General features: G+C 63.6%; 19 protein-coding genes. All 19 read left to right on the top strand.

Annotated elements, in window-relative coordinates; genetic code table 11:
* Nucleotides 1–11 precede the first annotated feature (11 nt).
* Complete coding sequence (locus GPA27_RS28865; RefSeq protein WP_009242137.1) at nt 12–272, top strand: hypothetical protein; 261 nt, start codon at nt 12–14, stop codon at nt 270–272.
* Complete coding sequence (locus tag GPA27_RS28860; RefSeq protein WP_009242136.1) at nt 272–691, top strand: CFI-box-CTERM domain-containing protein; 420 nt, start codon at nt 272–274, stop codon at nt 689–691. The genes GPA27_RS28865 and GPA27_RS28860 overlap by 1 nt, the downstream gene beginning before the upstream one ends.
* Nucleotides 688–1,212: a PD-(D/E)XK nuclease family protein gene (locus GPA27_RS28855; RefSeq protein WP_009242135.1), complete on the top strand. Its 525-nt coding sequence runs from the start codon at nt 688–690 to the stop codon at nt 1,210–1,212. Before GPA27_RS28860 ends, GPA27_RS28855 begins: the two co-directional genes overlap by 4 nt.
* Before the next feature lie 23 nt (nt 1,213–1,235).
* On the top strand, nt 1,236–1,604 hold the full coding sequence (locus GPA27_RS28850) for a hypothetical protein (RefSeq protein ID WP_009242134.1): 369 nt from the start codon (nt 1,236–1,238) through the stop codon (nt 1,602–1,604).
* 140 nt (nt 1,605–1,744) lie between these two features.
* Entirely contained in the window at nt 1,745–1,975 is a 231-nt protein-coding gene (locus tag GPA27_RS28845) for a hypothetical protein (RefSeq protein ID WP_234710895.1), read from the top strand.
* A gap of 12 nt (nt 1,976–1,987) precedes the next feature.
* Nucleotides 1,988–2,215, top strand: a complete 228-nt coding sequence (locus tag GPA27_RS28840) for an antitoxin VbhA family protein (protein ID WP_009242132.1) — start codon at nt 1,988–1,990, stop codon at nt 2,213–2,215.
* Nucleotides 2,212–3,300, top strand: a complete 1,089-nt coding sequence (locus GPA27_RS28835) for a Fic/DOC family protein (protein ID WP_009242131.1) — start codon at nt 2,212–2,214, stop codon at nt 3,298–3,300. The genes GPA27_RS28840 and GPA27_RS28835 overlap by 4 nt, the downstream gene beginning before the upstream one ends.
* Before the next feature lie 32 nt (nt 3,301–3,332).
* Nucleotides 3,333–3,794 carry a hypothetical protein gene (locus GPA27_RS28830; protein ID WP_009242130.1) on the top strand — a complete coding sequence of 154 codons (462 nt, stop codon included), beginning with the start codon at nt 3,333–3,335 and terminating at the stop codon, nt 3,792–3,794.
* Nucleotides 3,795–3,806: 12 nt separating this feature from the next.
* Nucleotides 3,807–4,067, top strand: coding sequence for a hypothetical protein (locus tag GPA27_RS28825; protein WP_009242129.1), 261 nt, complete (start codon nt 3,807–3,809; stop codon nt 4,065–4,067).
* A gap of 17 nt (nt 4,068–4,084) precedes the next feature.
* Nucleotides 4,085–5,767 carry a zeta toxin family protein gene (locus GPA27_RS28820; protein WP_009242128.1) on the top strand — a complete coding sequence of 561 codons (1,683 nt, stop codon included), beginning with the start codon at nt 4,085–4,087 and terminating at the stop codon, nt 5,765–5,767.
* A gap of 15 nt (nt 5,768–5,782) precedes the next feature.
* Nucleotides 5,783–6,994: a DUF1173 domain-containing protein gene (locus GPA27_RS28815; protein ID WP_009242127.1), complete on the top strand. Its 1,212-nt coding sequence runs from the start codon at nt 5,783–5,785 to the stop codon at nt 6,992–6,994.
* Nucleotides 6,991–7,515 carry an HAD domain-containing protein gene (locus GPA27_RS28810; RefSeq protein WP_009242126.1) on the top strand — a complete coding sequence of 175 codons (525 nt, stop codon included), beginning with the start codon at nt 6,991–6,993 and terminating at the stop codon, nt 7,513–7,515. Before GPA27_RS28815 ends, GPA27_RS28810 begins: the two co-directional genes overlap by 4 nt.
* Before the next feature lie 155 nt (nt 7,516–7,670).
* Complete coding sequence (locus tag GPA27_RS28805) at nt 7,671–7,946, top strand: HU family DNA-binding protein (protein WP_009242125.1); 276 nt, start codon at nt 7,671–7,673, stop codon at nt 7,944–7,946.
* Nucleotides 7,947–7,949: 3 nt separating this feature from the next.
* Nucleotides 7,950–9,005 carry an OmpA family protein gene (locus tag GPA27_RS28800; RefSeq protein WP_009242124.1) on the top strand — a complete coding sequence of 352 codons (1,056 nt, stop codon included), beginning with the start codon at nt 7,950–7,952 and terminating at the stop codon, nt 9,003–9,005.
* A 9-nt stretch (nt 9,006–9,014) separates the two neighbouring features.
* Complete coding sequence (locus GPA27_RS28795; RefSeq protein WP_232295879.1) at nt 9,015–9,833, top strand: retropepsin-like aspartic protease family protein; 819 nt, start codon at nt 9,015–9,017, stop codon at nt 9,831–9,833.
* Nucleotides 9,830–10,612 (top strand): hypothetical protein, encoded by a 783-nt coding sequence (locus tag GPA27_RS28790; protein WP_009277738.1) that lies wholly within the window; start codon nt 9,830–9,832, stop codon nt 10,610–10,612. The genes GPA27_RS28795 and GPA27_RS28790 overlap by 4 nt, the downstream gene beginning before the upstream one ends.
* Nucleotides 10,609–11,010: a DUF1294 domain-containing protein gene (locus GPA27_RS28785; RefSeq protein WP_009242121.1), complete on the top strand. Its 402-nt coding sequence runs from the start codon at nt 10,609–10,611 to the stop codon at nt 11,008–11,010. The genes GPA27_RS28790 and GPA27_RS28785 overlap by 4 nt, the downstream gene beginning before the upstream one ends.
* Nucleotides 11,007–11,534, top strand: a complete 528-nt coding sequence (locus GPA27_RS28780) for a retropepsin-like aspartic protease family protein (protein ID WP_009242120.1) — start codon at nt 11,007–11,009, stop codon at nt 11,532–11,534. Before GPA27_RS28785 ends, GPA27_RS28780 begins: the two co-directional genes overlap by 4 nt.
* Nucleotides 11,531–12,178 (top strand): phosphohydrolase, encoded by a 648-nt coding sequence (locus GPA27_RS28775; protein WP_009242119.1) that lies wholly within the window; start codon nt 11,531–11,533, stop codon nt 12,176–12,178. The genes GPA27_RS28780 and GPA27_RS28775 overlap by 4 nt, the downstream gene beginning before the upstream one ends.
* Nucleotides 12,179–12,820: the final 642 nt, after the last annotated feature.

Genomic DNA, 12,820 nt, shown 5'->3' with positions numbered 1-12,820 from the left:
GGTGAGTGCGCATGGATGCCTTCTACCTGCAATGGATCGGCTGCGCGTTTGGGGTGCTGGGGGCCTTGCTGCTGGCCCTCAACAACCGTTTGTCGGGCTGGGGGTTCGTGTCTTTCCTAGCCTCGAATGTCTGCTGGATCGGCTTCGGCGTCATGACCGACGCGCCGGGCCTTATCTTCATGCAGGTGGCTTTCACTGCCACAAGCCTGCTGGGCATTTATCGCTGGATGCTGGCCAAGCCCGGCTTTCGCGCGCGAAAGCAGGAGGGGTGATGAGGCGGGCGAAAAAGTACCACACCATCACCGACATCGTAGGCACGGTTTACTGCGAGCAAAAGGTGGTTTTCGACCGTGAGCGCGGGGATGCCCGGCCGCTGGAGGTTCGGGCGAAGGCCGCTGCCGGCACCTTCGAGCACCTACGGTTTCAGGTCGAAGGGCAGACGCGCGCGGCGATTGACCGGCGCTGTTTCATTGCCACCGCGATCTACGGGCCTGACGCCGCCGAGACAAATTTCCTCCGCGCTTGGCGTGACCGGGTGCTGATGCCGGCAATGGTAGGGCGCTTGTTCGTCCGAGCCTACTACGTCGTCTCACCTGGCTTGGTGCCTCTGCTGTGCAGGAGCCGGTGCGCGGCCACGGCTGTGCGCGCTGGGCTGAACGCCCTGCTTCGCTTGCTGGGGATGCCGCGATGAGCAACTTGGCCAGCTACATCCTATTCGCCCTGGCCCTGGTGCTGGCCGGCTGGACATTCATGGTCTGGCGAGGGTTCACTCAGAACTGGCTCCCTCCCGAGCTTGCGGCCGGCAAGGTGGCTCAAGTGGAGCGCAACCTGTTCATCAATGCACCGTTCCCCGTCGTGGGCCGGCCCGATCAGGTGTATCGGCTTCCTGATGGGCTGCATGTTCCCCTCGAAAACAAGAACCGCGATGCCCACCGCGTCTATGAGACGGACATTGCACAGCTCTCTTTGCAAGCGTGGCTGCTTCGCCTGAACGGACTCGAAACAGCGCCCTTTGGCTTCGTGGCCATCAACAACCGAAAAACCCGTGAGCGCCGAGCCATGCGCGTGGAGCTGCGCGACGACGCCTATTGCGAGCAGTTGGTGGCCCGGTACATCGACCTCACCGAGCGCAGGGCCAAGGCGCGCAAAAGCCGGGGCCGCAAATGCGACACATGCGGCCATCGTTCCGAATGCTTTTCTCTCAACCCTTAACCAACAACATGGAGATTCCACCAATGACTACCCCTGACCGCGAACTGCGCCTGATGGAAACCTTTGTCGGCCTTCTCAGCGACCATCAAAAGGACTTCGAGGGCTTCGTGCGCGACGTGGAGAACGTCCGCTACTGCCATACCCCCATCGACGGCCAGCAAATCAATCGTTGCGAGTATGCGCTGCGCAACATGGAGATTCGCCTGCTGACCATCCACAACTGCATCCAGGCGGGGCGGTTCGACGCTGAAACGCTCGATGCGTTGGTTCAGACCAAACATACCTGGGCCAGCATGAAGAACCGGGTGGATAGCTACCTGGGCGAAATCCACCAGATCATCAGCCAGACATCCGCCGCGCTGCGGCCGGTGCGCGAGAGCTTGGTGGCGTGATCGCCCTCCCCTTCCTATTGACGTTATCGCGCTAAACGCCTAGTGCCAGTAGGATTTTTTTGATAAACTTGCTTTCACCGTGAAAGCAAACAAACGGCATCTGAATACTGGCACTGGACACCCGCATGGACAACTTACCGATGGATGCGCTGCTGACGCAGATATGGCAAATGGTTTCTCCCTACGTGGGCGGGGCCTGGGCCGCACTGCAACGCATCTTCGCTGAAACCCCTACCCCGCTGTTAATCGGCATTGTCGTTGGCTTGTTGCTCGCGCGCGTGCTGCGCGGCGTGCTGATCGTGGCGGGGCTGGCGGCAGTGGTGTTTGTTGCCGTGCGGGTGTTTGGCATTGCTGTGCCCGGCTTGGGCTGACTGGAGGCGAACATGGAAGACAAGAACCCTTATGAACTCGATACCGGCCCCGTGGCTGCGCCCCATCCGGCCGACGTGCGCCGTGCGCAGTTTGTTCAAGCCAATGCTTCCCTGTCCCTGGAGGGGATGCCGGTGGACGCCGCCGACCTCGCCATTCAGGAGGCCGTCATCGCCGGCACCCTGACCCCTGACGAGGCGGTAGCCAAGTACCTGGAGCGCGCACGCGGGGCCAGCCAATGAGCGAGCAAGAGGACTACACCTACCCCGGCACGCACGTTCTCAAGAACAAGGCCGACATCCGCGACCTCGCGGCGCTTCAACGCTTCGAGCGCGGCGCAACGGCCGTTCGCATCCAGGAGCTGCGCGAAAACCCGGTACGGGGCGAATACGACTTGGCCCACCTTCAGGCGATCCACAAGCAGGTTTTTCGGGATGTCTACGAGTGGGCCGGCGAAGTGCGCAAGGTGGATATTGCAAAGGGGCCTGCGGGCGACCGAACCCTGTTCACCTTCAAGGAAGACATCCCGCAGAAGGCGCAGGAAATCCAATCCGCGATCAAGGAAGCCAACTATCTGCGCGGGATGGACAAGGAGCAGTTCAGCGGGAAGATGGCCGAGGTCTATGCCGGCGTGAACGAAATGCACCCCTTCCGCGAAGGGAACGGCCGCACGACGCGCGAATTCATCGGGCAACTCGCCAAGGATGCGGGCTACCAGCTCGATTACTCCAAGGTCGATAAGCAGACGTGGAACGAGGCCGCCAAGGAATCCGCGCGCGGCAACTTGGAGCCGGCGCGCGAGGTTTTCTACGAAATCACGACCGTGGAGCGGGCGGTGGCCTTCGACAAGCTGGCCACGCGCGAAGCTCTGGCCAAGCATCCCGAGCTGGATGGTGCCTACAAGATGCTGCACGACGCCCACCGGGCCGGGCAGGACGCCGCTTACCTGCGGGCAGAAATTTCCAAAGAGCTGCACAGCGGCCGGCTGGTGGGCGATGGCGTGACGCTGGACGAGTCCAAGCGAGTCATCGACCACGCCGCAGCCTATCGCGGCCTGATGGTGCGGGATGCCGAACGGCTTGGCGGGCAATTCAAGGGCGAAGTGGTGGCGGTTTCGTCGCACCACGCGATGCTCCAAGTGGGCGACATGATCGCCGTGCGCTACGAACGCGCCAATCTGGATCGTGACCTTGCCGTGGGCGACCGCGTGACGATCCAGTACGACAAGGCGCGCAGCCAAGTCTATGAGCAGGGCAAGGAGCCGGCGCGGGATCGTGGCGGCAAGGACATGCAGATGGAGCGCGAGCGCGTGCCGACGCCGCGCTGACTTTCGCGCGCGAAAGACCAAAGGAGAAGAACATGAATCGAGAAACGCTTGAGCTGCTGGTTTTTGTGGGGATGTGCTTTGCCGCGTCCTACCTGTTGATGCGCGAGTTTCGTGCCTACCTGGATGCCGTCTTCAGCCGTTCCCCCGGAGAGCTGTGGGCCGATGTCTGGAAGCGCGCTCATGCCGAGCACGACCTGAACCGTAAGGCCCAGCTCGAAATGTTCGGCTCCAAGTGGGCGACCGTAGGGGGCCGCTTGCTTGTGGTGGGGCTTGTCATAGCTGGGGTGTGGTTTCTGGCTTTTGTCCCGGCTGCTGCCGTGCTGCTGGCCGTCTATCTGGCTTGGGGGTTGTACGCCACCCGCAGCCTTGGGCTGACGGCCAACGACGTGTATGCGCGCCTGCTGAAGCGCGACCGCATCACCTACCGCCTGCTGCACGCGGCCCTGTGGCCGCTCCATGCAAACCAAGCCAAGAACCAATCCGGTAATCAGTGAGGAATCCAGACCATGACCAATCAACTTTTCAGCCGTGCCGGCGTCCGCTACGAGGTGGCGCTGGATGTCCTGGGGGCCATCATCGCCCACCACTCCGAAGCCATTGCCGCCGAGCGCGAAAAAGCTACCCCTGACGAGGCCGTGATTGCGGCCGCTCAGAAAGCGAAGGACGAGCTGCGCACGATCCGCGAAGACCTCGATCCGAATGCTGACGAGGCCATCGAGCGCGTCATCACTCAGTACGGCCAGCAGGCCCGCGACCTTTACCAATAAGGCAGGAGGGCAGACAAATGGCTGGGGAGGTTTCCAAGTACGCAATGGAGAGCGCCTACAAAGACGTAGAGCGCGATGCACTGGCAAGAACGACGGCGCAGGAGAATCCGAAGGCGATCCTGTTGGGTGGCCAACCGGGATCGGGTAAATCGGCGCTGGCGGCCGAGGCGATCCGCGAGCTGCGCGCCAACGGTGGCGCTGTGGTGATCGACGCCGACCGGATGCGCGAGGAAAACCCGCGCTACAAGCAGCTTTCGCGCGAAGACCCCCAGCACGCCGCCGACCGAACGCAGAAAGAGGCCGGCGAATGGGCTACCCGCCTCACGCTGGCCGCCGTGGAGAACCGCCGCAATCTGGTGGTGGACGGCACGATGCGCAGCCCGGAGAACATCCGGGACTTGACCACTCGCCTGAAGGAACAGGGTTACGAGGTGGAGGCCAGAGTGTTGGCCGTCAACCCGGAAACCTCAGTGACCCGCGCACGGCTGCGCTTCGAGGAACAGGTGGCCGAGCGCGGCACCGGGCGGTTCGTCAACAAGGAACAGCACGACAACGCCTACAACGGCATGGTGGAGTCCGTGCGCGCCTTGGAGCGCGACAAGCTCACCGACTCGGTGCGCGTCTATGACGCCAACCAACGGCAAATCTACGAGAACAGCCAAGAGCGCGGAGAGTGGAAACGGCGAGCAGCAGCGGTTGATGTGTTGGAGCAGGAGCGCGGGCGCGCCTGGACGCACGCCGAGCGGCGCGATTACGTGTCCGCCCTGGACGACATCAATACGCTGGCCAAGCAGCGGGAAGGTGTGCGCGACAACGTGACCTACACCGTGGGCACCGTGGCCAAGAACGATGCGAAGGACTACAGCAACGTCAATGAAGCCGCCAGGGCCTTCCGGGATGCCAAGGCTGAAGACCAGCCCTATGTGATCCGCACCGAGCGCCTTCCCAATGGCCGGGAGTCGGCCTCGACGCCGGGGCAGACCACGTACACCGAGAAGGAGGGTGTGCGGGAGTATGGCAAGTACATCGGGGGCAACGACGAGGCCCTGAAGCGGGCCTACGCTGATGCCTTGCGGCCGGAACAGGAGCGCACCGCGCGGCCGGTGCTGGCCGACCGTGACGAGCTGGCGGCCAAGCTCGAAGCGGCTCGAAACGACTTGGCCCATTTCGAGCAGACCCCGGCCTATCAGCGCGCCCAGGCATTCGACCAGCTCACCAAGCGGGAGGCGCTGGAGCGCCACCCGGAGCTGGACGGGGCCTACAAGCAGCTTCACGACATCAAGCAGAGCTGGACACCTCAGACCAGTCAAGACCAGCGGGAAACCAGCTACTTCAATGCGCGTGCCGAGCTGTCCGAGCAGCTTCATCGGGGCCGCGTCCCGGAGGGAAGTGTCACCGTGGATGAATCGCGGCGCGTGATCGACATGGCCGCCAGTCATCGGGGCTTGGTGGTGCTGGATGCGCAAGAACTCAAGCAGGACGTGAAGGGCGAAGTGGTGGCCACCTCATCGCATCACGCCCTGGTGAAGATGTCCGACATGGTGGCTGTGCGCTACGAGAAGGAAGGGCTGGATCGGGATGTCCGGGTAGGCGAGAAAGTGACGATCCAGCACGGCAACGAAAAGAGTCAGGTGTACGAGCAGGGCAAAGAGCCTGCGCGGGAGAACGCGCGGGACGTGGGCCGGGACATGGGCCGGTAAGCAAGGGAGAAAAACATGGCGATCTACCAGATTGGCGGGCAATCCATTCATTCAGACGACCCAGCCTTGTCCGAGCTGCTGGCCAATATCTACAGCTCGCGGGAGCGGCCGCTGTGCCTGTGCCGTACCCCTGGCATTGAAATGTACGTGGCCAAGGTCGATGACAAGTACCTCATCAAACGGATGCCCAATTCTGGTAGCGGCCACGCCCCGGCCTGCGATTCCTACGAGCCGCCGCCCGAGCTGTCCGGGCTTGGCCAAGTCATTGGCTCCGCGATCCAGGAGAACCCCGACGAAGGCACCACGGCGCTGAAGTTCGACTTCGCGCTGTCCAAGGGGGCCAGCCGATCCGCGCCGGCACCGAGCGGAAAGGAGACGGATAGCGTCAAGACCGATGGCAACAAACTGACCCTGCGCGGCACCCTGCATTACCTGTGGGAAGAAGCGGGCTTCAACCGATGGGCACCGACGATGGCCGGCAAGCGCAGTTGGTACGTGATCCGCAAGTATCTGCTGCAAGCAGCCGAGGACAAGACTGCAAAAGGCGCGAGCTTGGCCGGAATGCTCTACATGCCCGAATCGTTCAACGCCGAGAAGAAGAACGAAATCACCCAGCGGCGACTCGCGCAGATGATGCGAATCGCCACGCCCGAGAAGGGCACCCGGCGCTTGATGCTGGTGGTGGGGGAGGTGAAGGAACTGGCTCAGTCGCGCTACGGGCACAAGATCGTCCTCAAGCACCTGCCCGATTGCCACTTCATGATGAACGACGACATCTACAAGAGGCTGCTCAAGAGATTCGAGGTGGAGCTGGGCCTGTGGGATGCCTTGGAGGGCACCCACCTGATGATGATCGGCACTTTCAGCATCGGCGCTACCGGCGTGGCCTCGCTGGAGGAAGTCGCGCTGATGTGCGTGACCGAGAACTGGATTCCGTTTGAAAGCACCTTCGAGAAGATGGCGCTCGATGCTCTGACGCAGCAGAACCGGCGCTTCATGAAAGGGATGCGGTACAACCTGCCTTCCACGCGGCCACTGGCCTGCGCGGTGGCTTCGGATACCGAGCCGGAGCCGACCGCCATGTACGTGGTTCCGCCTGGGGCCAGTGAAGACTATGCGGCCGCCGTCGATGAATTGATTGCGGAAAGCAAGCTCCCTTCATGGAAGTGGGTGGCTGGCGAGGCTCCTATGCCGGCGCTGCCGGCGCTGCCGGAGCACGGCCGATGATGAGCGCCCTACTCCGCTTCGTCGGCATTCGCCCGACCGTCGCCCCGACTTTCGCGCGCGAAAGTCTGCCGGCGACTCAACGCGCAACACGATGGGCGCTTCAGCGTGCTCCCCGTGGCCCCGTCCTGATGCTGGACATCGACGGGGTTCTACACCCTGGCCAGTCTGGCACGCTGATTTACCTGCCCCTGCTGGAAACATGGCTGCGAACGCATCCCGATGTTGATGTGGTGATTTCGTCCAACTGGCGCGAGACGCACACGCTGGATGAGCTGCGCAACTTCTTCTCCATCGAGCTGCGCGAGCGCGTTATCGGCTGCACGCCCGTTTTGCCTGATTGCACCAGGCTGGACGAGATCCTTTGCGTTGTCCGCGAGTACGGCGTCACCCAGTGGGCTGCCCTCGATGACCGCGTGCAGGAATTTCCAGATACACGCCGGCTGGTGGCCACCGAGTATCTGGACGGACTTACCGGGGAGTCGCTGCTTCAGCTCACCCGCGTGATGTGGGCCGCACCGTGAAGGTGTGGAACGCCCTGCTTTGCCTGTTTGGCATCCATTCGCCGCTGTCCACGCCCATCTATTCGAGCTGGGACGGAACCCAAGTACATGAACGGCGCTGCGCCCGTTGCGGCAAGGTGCTGGGTCATATTCTCAACTGACACACGGAGATTTCCATGAACCGACAAGACCTGATCGACGCCATTGCTGAAGACACCGAAGCATCCAAGGCGGCCACCACGCGCTTTCTCGATAGCCTCATCACCATCGTACAAAACGAGGTGGCCAAGGGCGGCGCGGTGAAGCTCACCGGCTTTGGCACTTTCGAGAAAGCAGCCGTCGCGGCGCGCACCGGGCGCAACCCGAAGACCGGCGCGCCGATCAAGATTCCCTCGACCCACAAGCCGAAGTTCACGCCTGGGGCCACGTTCAAGGACTTGGTGAAGGACTGAACCATGAGCAAACATCCCGACTTGAACGGAACCGCGCTTGCGCTGCTGCGTGCGCTCGACCGTGGCGAAGTGCGGGGCATTCGGGTGCTTTCGGAACGCGCGGCGGGCCGCCCATTGTGCGGTGCTGTCGATCTGGCCGTGATGCGCGAGTACCTGGGTGAAACCCGCCACCTTATCGACCGCGGCTATCTGTCGCGCAAGCCTGCCGGCACATCCATCCGACTGTCTCTGACGCGCAAGGGCCGGCGCGCACTCCATCCTGGCACGCCGTTCTGGCCAGCGCCTGTGACTTGGGCGCTAGGGGCGTCCATGCTTGCCGCTGGCGTAACCGGATGCGCGCCGATGCCTCCCGAGCAACCCCGTGTGCTCCTGATGGGCGCGCCCGTGCTCACCGGGCTGGCCCAAGTGCGCGATCCACAAACCGGCACCGACTACTTTGTGCCATGCAATCCGTGTGCGGCACCAACGCCCAAGACTCCGATGCTGGGCAGCACCGATGCTGCACCAGAGGCGACTGGCAAGGCGGCTGCACGGCCGCAGCCTTCGGTCTTGGCCAAGCTAGACGCCCATACTGTCGCCACACTCGCCATCCCGGCCGAAGCGGATGCCATCCCGGCCGGCTCCGCCCAGCTCACCGACGACGTGCGCCCCGTGACGGTAGTTGCAGTCGGCCCGGCCACGGCCGCGCCAGTCGCGGCTACTGCCTCCAGTTCGTTGCGCTCGCTCCCGTTTTCTAGCTCCGTGGCAAATCTGAACGATGAGGCCAAGCGTAGCTTGTCCGAGCTGCTGCCACTGGCCATGACGGCCGAGCGCGTCTTGATCCGTGGCCGCACTGATTCGACCGGCACCGTGGCCGGCAATCGCGCCTTGGCCATCGCAAGAGCTGCGACTGTGCGCGCCGCGTTTGCCCGTGGTGGCGTTGACCCCCGAAAGCTGAAAGTCTCCTACTGCGTGACCTGCTTTGTCGCCTCGAATGACACCGAGGCTGGGCGCAGCGCAAACCGGCGCGTAGAGGTTGAGCTGGTGATGCCAGTGCCGGCCGTGGTCTTCAGTAAGTGAAAGCTGGCCATGAGCGCAGATGACCGGGATTGGTATCGAGAGCGGGCCGCGAAAACCATGCAGGATCATTACTATGACCCGAAGGTGTTTCGCGGTTCGCGCGAGGTTCGCGCAGACCAACCCCGTATCACCTTTTTGCAGTTCGTCATCGCCAATGCGCTGCCCTACGCCTTTCTGATTGTCGCGGGCGCGATCTGGCAAATAGCGCATGGGGCGACTCCACACGACGCCCTCTTGATGACGACCCAATGGCTCAAAGGTTTCGTGTTGAGCCATCCGGTCTTGTGCCTCCTGATGGTGGCCGGTGCGGCCTTCTACATGGCAAGGCCGCGCCTCGCCGGCATCGCCTATGTCTGGATCGGGATCGGGTTCCTGTGCTTTGTTGCCTTCGATTACTTCGGCAAAAAGCCTGCCGCCACGGCCGCACAACGAGCGGGCGAGCCGCCGCGCGTGGCCACCATGAGCGTGCCAAAGAATCAGCGCGGGCACTATGAGACGCCGGGCAGCATCAACGGCCAGCCTGTCACCTTCATTGTGGATACCGGCGCGGGCGTGACATCCGTTCCTGGCTCGCTGGCCAAACCCTTGGGCATCACATCATGCGAACCTCGCCAGTTCAGCACGGCGGCCGGCGAGGTCTTCGGATGCGTCGCCACGGTAGCAGAAGTGGTTTTCGGTTCCTTCCGTGCCCATAACGTCCAGGTTGCCGTCATGCCCACCATGAACGGCCCTGCATTGCTGGGCATGAACATCCTGGGGATGGTGCAGATCGAGCAACGCGGATCGGCGCTGCTGTTCTCCACCACCCATTTCCGAGAAGACGATTGAACATCAAGAACAACAAGGAGGAAAACATGCGTCACCTTCCGCTTTACCTGCTTCTGACCGCTGCGGCCGGCTGCACCCTACCTGCGCTGGCCAGTTCTGAAGCGGTGCCCGACGATGCTCCGGCTGCTGTAGCGGCCGCCACGGCCGCCGAGGTCAAGGTGGCCATCACCGGGCGCATCGACCTGACTGCTGATCGAGGGCGCAAAGTCTTCATCGAATTCCTGGCCAGCCCAAAGCTGACGGCCGCCGCGCGGGCTTCGCTGGCCTCCAGCGGCTTCGAGCTGGTGGACACCCGCGAACAGGCTGACGTGGTGTACGAGCTGGATGGTGCCTTCCAGGCGCTGCGCCCCGCGACCCGGCGTACCGCCGAGGTTCGCGTGGGCGACTATGCCGAGAACCCCGCACCCTTGGCCACCAAAAGCGGCCGGGGCGGCTCCGTGATGCTGTCGCTGAACCCGCTGGCCATGCTGATCGGCACGATTGCATCCAATGTCGGGAATGCAACCGGCGCGCAGGACTCGGTGAACGCGGCCACGGCCGGCGACCCGGACGGCAAATGCCTGTCGCGCTGCGAGACGTGGCGCTACCGTCAGCGCAATGTCGTCAACCTGACGCGCAAGGAAGGCAGCACGGAACAGAAGTGCTCCGTGCTAGCCACGGCCGAGGATGCCGAGCTGGTGCCGGCGCGACTCATCCAGTCGTCCCTTGCGGGCTTGCAGGAGGCTGCCGGCTTGATTGTGGCCCTGGGCCTCTCCGCTGATCCTGCTTTGGCGAAATGAACGCGCCGGGCCTGTCACTGGCGGATCGCTTTTGGATCGCCCATCGCTGGGCCGCTTTTGCGCTGGGCACGGTGTTCCTTGGGGGCGTAATTGTCGCCAGCATCGCCGGGCGTATCCGGCCTCACTACGCTTGGGCCTATGCGCTCATGAGCAACTTGGCCTTTCTGGCCTACGGCCTCGACAAATCAGCGGCCGTCGCTGACCGTTGGCGCTGGTCTGAAAAGTCTTTGCACTGGATCGCGCTGCTATGCGGCTGGCCCGGTGCCTTGATTGGTCAACATGCCTTCCGCCACAAGTCGCGGAAGGCTTCCTTTCTGTTTTTCACCTGGCTGGCCAGTGCCGCGAACGCCGCTATTTTCGCGCACTTGACTGGCTTCTATCGCTGGAGTTGGCAATGAACGCTACTCGCGCCCTTGTGGCACTGATGGCCTGCCTTGCCATTGGAACATCGCACGCGCAGCAGCGCGAATACATCGTCTATGACGGCCAGAGCTACCCCGGCGACCAGCTAGACGTTGCGGCGGCCTCTCCCGTGATGGTCAAGCCGGCGCAGCGCCTGGGCAATGGGGACTACTCCATCCCGCGCGCTGCGGACGGCCACTACTACATCGCCGGGGCCGTCAACGGCTTTCCCGTGGTCTTCATGGTGGACACCGGAGCGCGCTTCACGACGCTGCCGGTCAAGCTCGCCCGCAATGCTGGCATCCGCGCTGGCCGCGCAACATCCTTTGACACGGCCGCAGGCCGTGAACGTGGTGGCATCACTGCGGCCAACACGGTGATCGTCGGCCCCTTCGCCGTTGAGGGTGCGGCTATCGCCGTCCTGGAGCGCCTTTCCGCTCCGCTGCTGGGGATGGACGTGCTCAACCGCTTCCAGATCGCCTATTCGGGCGGCTTCATGATCTTGCGAGGCGGCCGATGACGCAGGCAAAGGCGCGCGCGTGGGTTCGGCTTCCTTCTGGCCGTCGCCTCGACCTCATCAATCCCGATCCCGGCGCGTGGCTCGACAGTGACCTTGCCTTGCGTTTGGCGAGGACGTACCGCTGGGGTGGGGAATCATCATGGCCCCTGCCCCTCTCTGTGGCCCAGCATTCGCTCCTGGTGCTCGCTTTGCGCCGGCTGTGGAGCGACACCCCTTTGCCGGCCTCTGACGCGCTCCTGGAGCTTCTACACGACGCCGAGGAAGGTTTCCTTGGGTTCGATTGCATTTCTCCGTTGAAGGACGTGCTGGGCCTTTCCTTCCGTGCTGTTTCGTCTCGCCTGATGGCTGCGGTTTCGGAACGGTACGAGCTGCGCGCTTGGTCGCCGGCAGCGCACGCCGTCCACAAGCGGGCCGACTCGGTGGCGGCCGCTTCCGAGGCTGTGCATTGCATTGGCTGGGCAGCTCATGAAGTGCGTGATGTCCTGGGCATCGTGCATCCGGTGCTTGATGTCGATCCGCTGGCTGAAATCTACGGTTGTCGGCCGTGGGAGCCGTGGGCGGCTGACGTTGCGGCCGAGCGGTTCCTGGATGCGCTGGAGTCGTTGCGTGCTGCTGTGCATGGGCAGATCGAGGCGCAAGCGTGACCCCTGGGCGTCTCCCCTGCGGGGCCGGGCTTTCGTGCTGCGCATCGAGCCGCCTGCGGCGTCTCGCCCCTTCGGGCGTCAATCCCTGACGCCTCCGCGCCGTGCCGGCGCTGCGCGCTCCGCTTGCCCGGCCTGAAGGCCGCATCGAGGAACTTTCGCGCGCGAAAGTTCAGGCTGTGGATCTGATCCGTGGTGTGCCGGCGCTGGTGCGCTGAATCCGCTACGCGCGGGGCCGCACCCCACCACTACCTCGCGCCTTTATTCGTCGTCATGGTGCCCTCCGGCCGGGCTTCTCCGGTCAAGGGCCGGGCTGCGCCCTGAAATCCTCACCCGTTCGGTGCTCGCCCTTCGGGCTGCGCTCCGCGTGCGGCCTCCGGTTTCTCCCTTGACCGCGCCCGTCCTGCGTGCCCCTGGACGCCGAGGCGACGAGGTAGATGGTGGGATGCAAAAGCCGGCCCCGCGCTCCGCTGGCCATGTGGGTAATCGACGGGGAGCAGGGGAGCTTGTGCCCCTGCGGGGCAAGAGCAACTGCAACACCTTGGGGGCCTGTTCCGGCCCCCAAACCCCGCCCCGAGGCTCCAAGGTAGCTTGCCTGAACCCCGAAGAAACACAAGCCGGGAACCCGCGAAAAATCAGGCTTTT

This window comes from Aromatoleum toluolicum (assembly GCF_012911005.2).
In the GTDB taxonomy this organism is placed as follows: Bacteria; Pseudomonadota; Gammaproteobacteria; order Burkholderiales; family Rhodocyclaceae; genus Aromatoleum; species Aromatoleum toluolicum.
Note: the sequence above shows the minus strand (reverse complement) of the source record. Positions and strands in the feature narration are given on the sequence as shown.

What these genes read in the sequence shown, in the direction of transcription:
- GPA27_RS28820 (WP_009242128.1), top strand. Translation starts at nt 4,085, where the DNA reads ATGGCTGGGGAGGTTTCCAAGTACGCAATGGAGAGCGCCTACAAAGAC.
- GPA27_RS28775 (WP_009242119.1), top strand. Translation starts at nt 11,531, where the DNA reads ATGACGCAGGCAAAGGCGCGCGCGTGGGTTCGGCTTCCTTCTGGCCGT.
- GPA27_RS28795 (WP_232295879.1), top strand. Translation starts at nt 9,015, where the DNA reads ATGAGCGCAGATGACCGGGATTGGTATCGAGAGCGGGCCGCGAAAACC.
- GPA27_RS28785 (WP_009242121.1), top strand. Translation starts at nt 10,609, where the DNA reads ATGAACGCGCCGGGCCTGTCACTGGCGGATCGCTTTTGGATCGCCCAT.
- GPA27_RS28845 (WP_234710895.1), top strand. Translation starts at nt 1,745, where the DNA reads ATGGATGCGCTGCTGACGCAGATATGGCAAATGGTTTCTCCCTACGTG.
- GPA27_RS28860 (WP_009242136.1), top strand. Translation starts at nt 272, where the DNA reads ATGAGGCGGGCGAAAAAGTACCACACCATCACCGACATCGTAGGCACG.
- GPA27_RS28840 (WP_009242132.1), top strand. Translation starts at nt 1,988, where the DNA reads ATGGAAGACAAGAACCCTTATGAACTCGATACCGGCCCCGTGGCTGCG.
- GPA27_RS28835 (WP_009242131.1), top strand. Translation starts at nt 2,212, where the DNA reads ATGAGCGAGCAAGAGGACTACACCTACCCCGGCACGCACGTTCTCAAG.
- GPA27_RS28825 (WP_009242129.1), top strand. Translation starts at nt 3,807, where the DNA reads ATGACCAATCAACTTTTCAGCCGTGCCGGCGTCCGCTACGAGGTGGCG.
- GPA27_RS28865 (WP_009242137.1), top strand. Translation starts at nt 12, where the DNA reads ATGGATGCCTTCTACCTGCAATGGATCGGCTGCGCGTTTGGGGTGCTG.
- GPA27_RS28855 (WP_009242135.1), top strand. Translation starts at nt 688, where the DNA reads ATGAGCAACTTGGCCAGCTACATCCTATTCGCCCTGGCCCTGGTGCTG.
- GPA27_RS28830 (WP_009242130.1), top strand. Translation starts at nt 3,333, where the DNA reads ATGAATCGAGAAACGCTTGAGCTGCTGGTTTTTGTGGGGATGTGCTTT.
- GPA27_RS28800 (WP_009242124.1), top strand. Translation starts at nt 7,950, where the DNA reads ATGAGCAAACATCCCGACTTGAACGGAACCGCGCTTGCGCTGCTGCGT.
- GPA27_RS28815 (WP_009242127.1), top strand. Translation starts at nt 5,783, where the DNA reads ATGGCGATCTACCAGATTGGCGGGCAATCCATTCATTCAGACGACCCA.
- GPA27_RS28805 (WP_009242125.1), top strand. Translation starts at nt 7,671, where the DNA reads ATGAACCGACAAGACCTGATCGACGCCATTGCTGAAGACACCGAAGCA.
- GPA27_RS28810 (WP_009242126.1), top strand. Translation starts at nt 6,991, where the DNA reads ATGATGAGCGCCCTACTCCGCTTCGTCGGCATTCGCCCGACCGTCGCC.
- GPA27_RS28780 (WP_009242120.1), top strand. Translation starts at nt 11,007, where the DNA reads ATGAACGCTACTCGCGCCCTTGTGGCACTGATGGCCTGCCTTGCCATT.
- GPA27_RS28850 (WP_009242134.1), top strand. Translation starts at nt 1,236, where the DNA reads ATGACTACCCCTGACCGCGAACTGCGCCTGATGGAAACCTTTGTCGGC.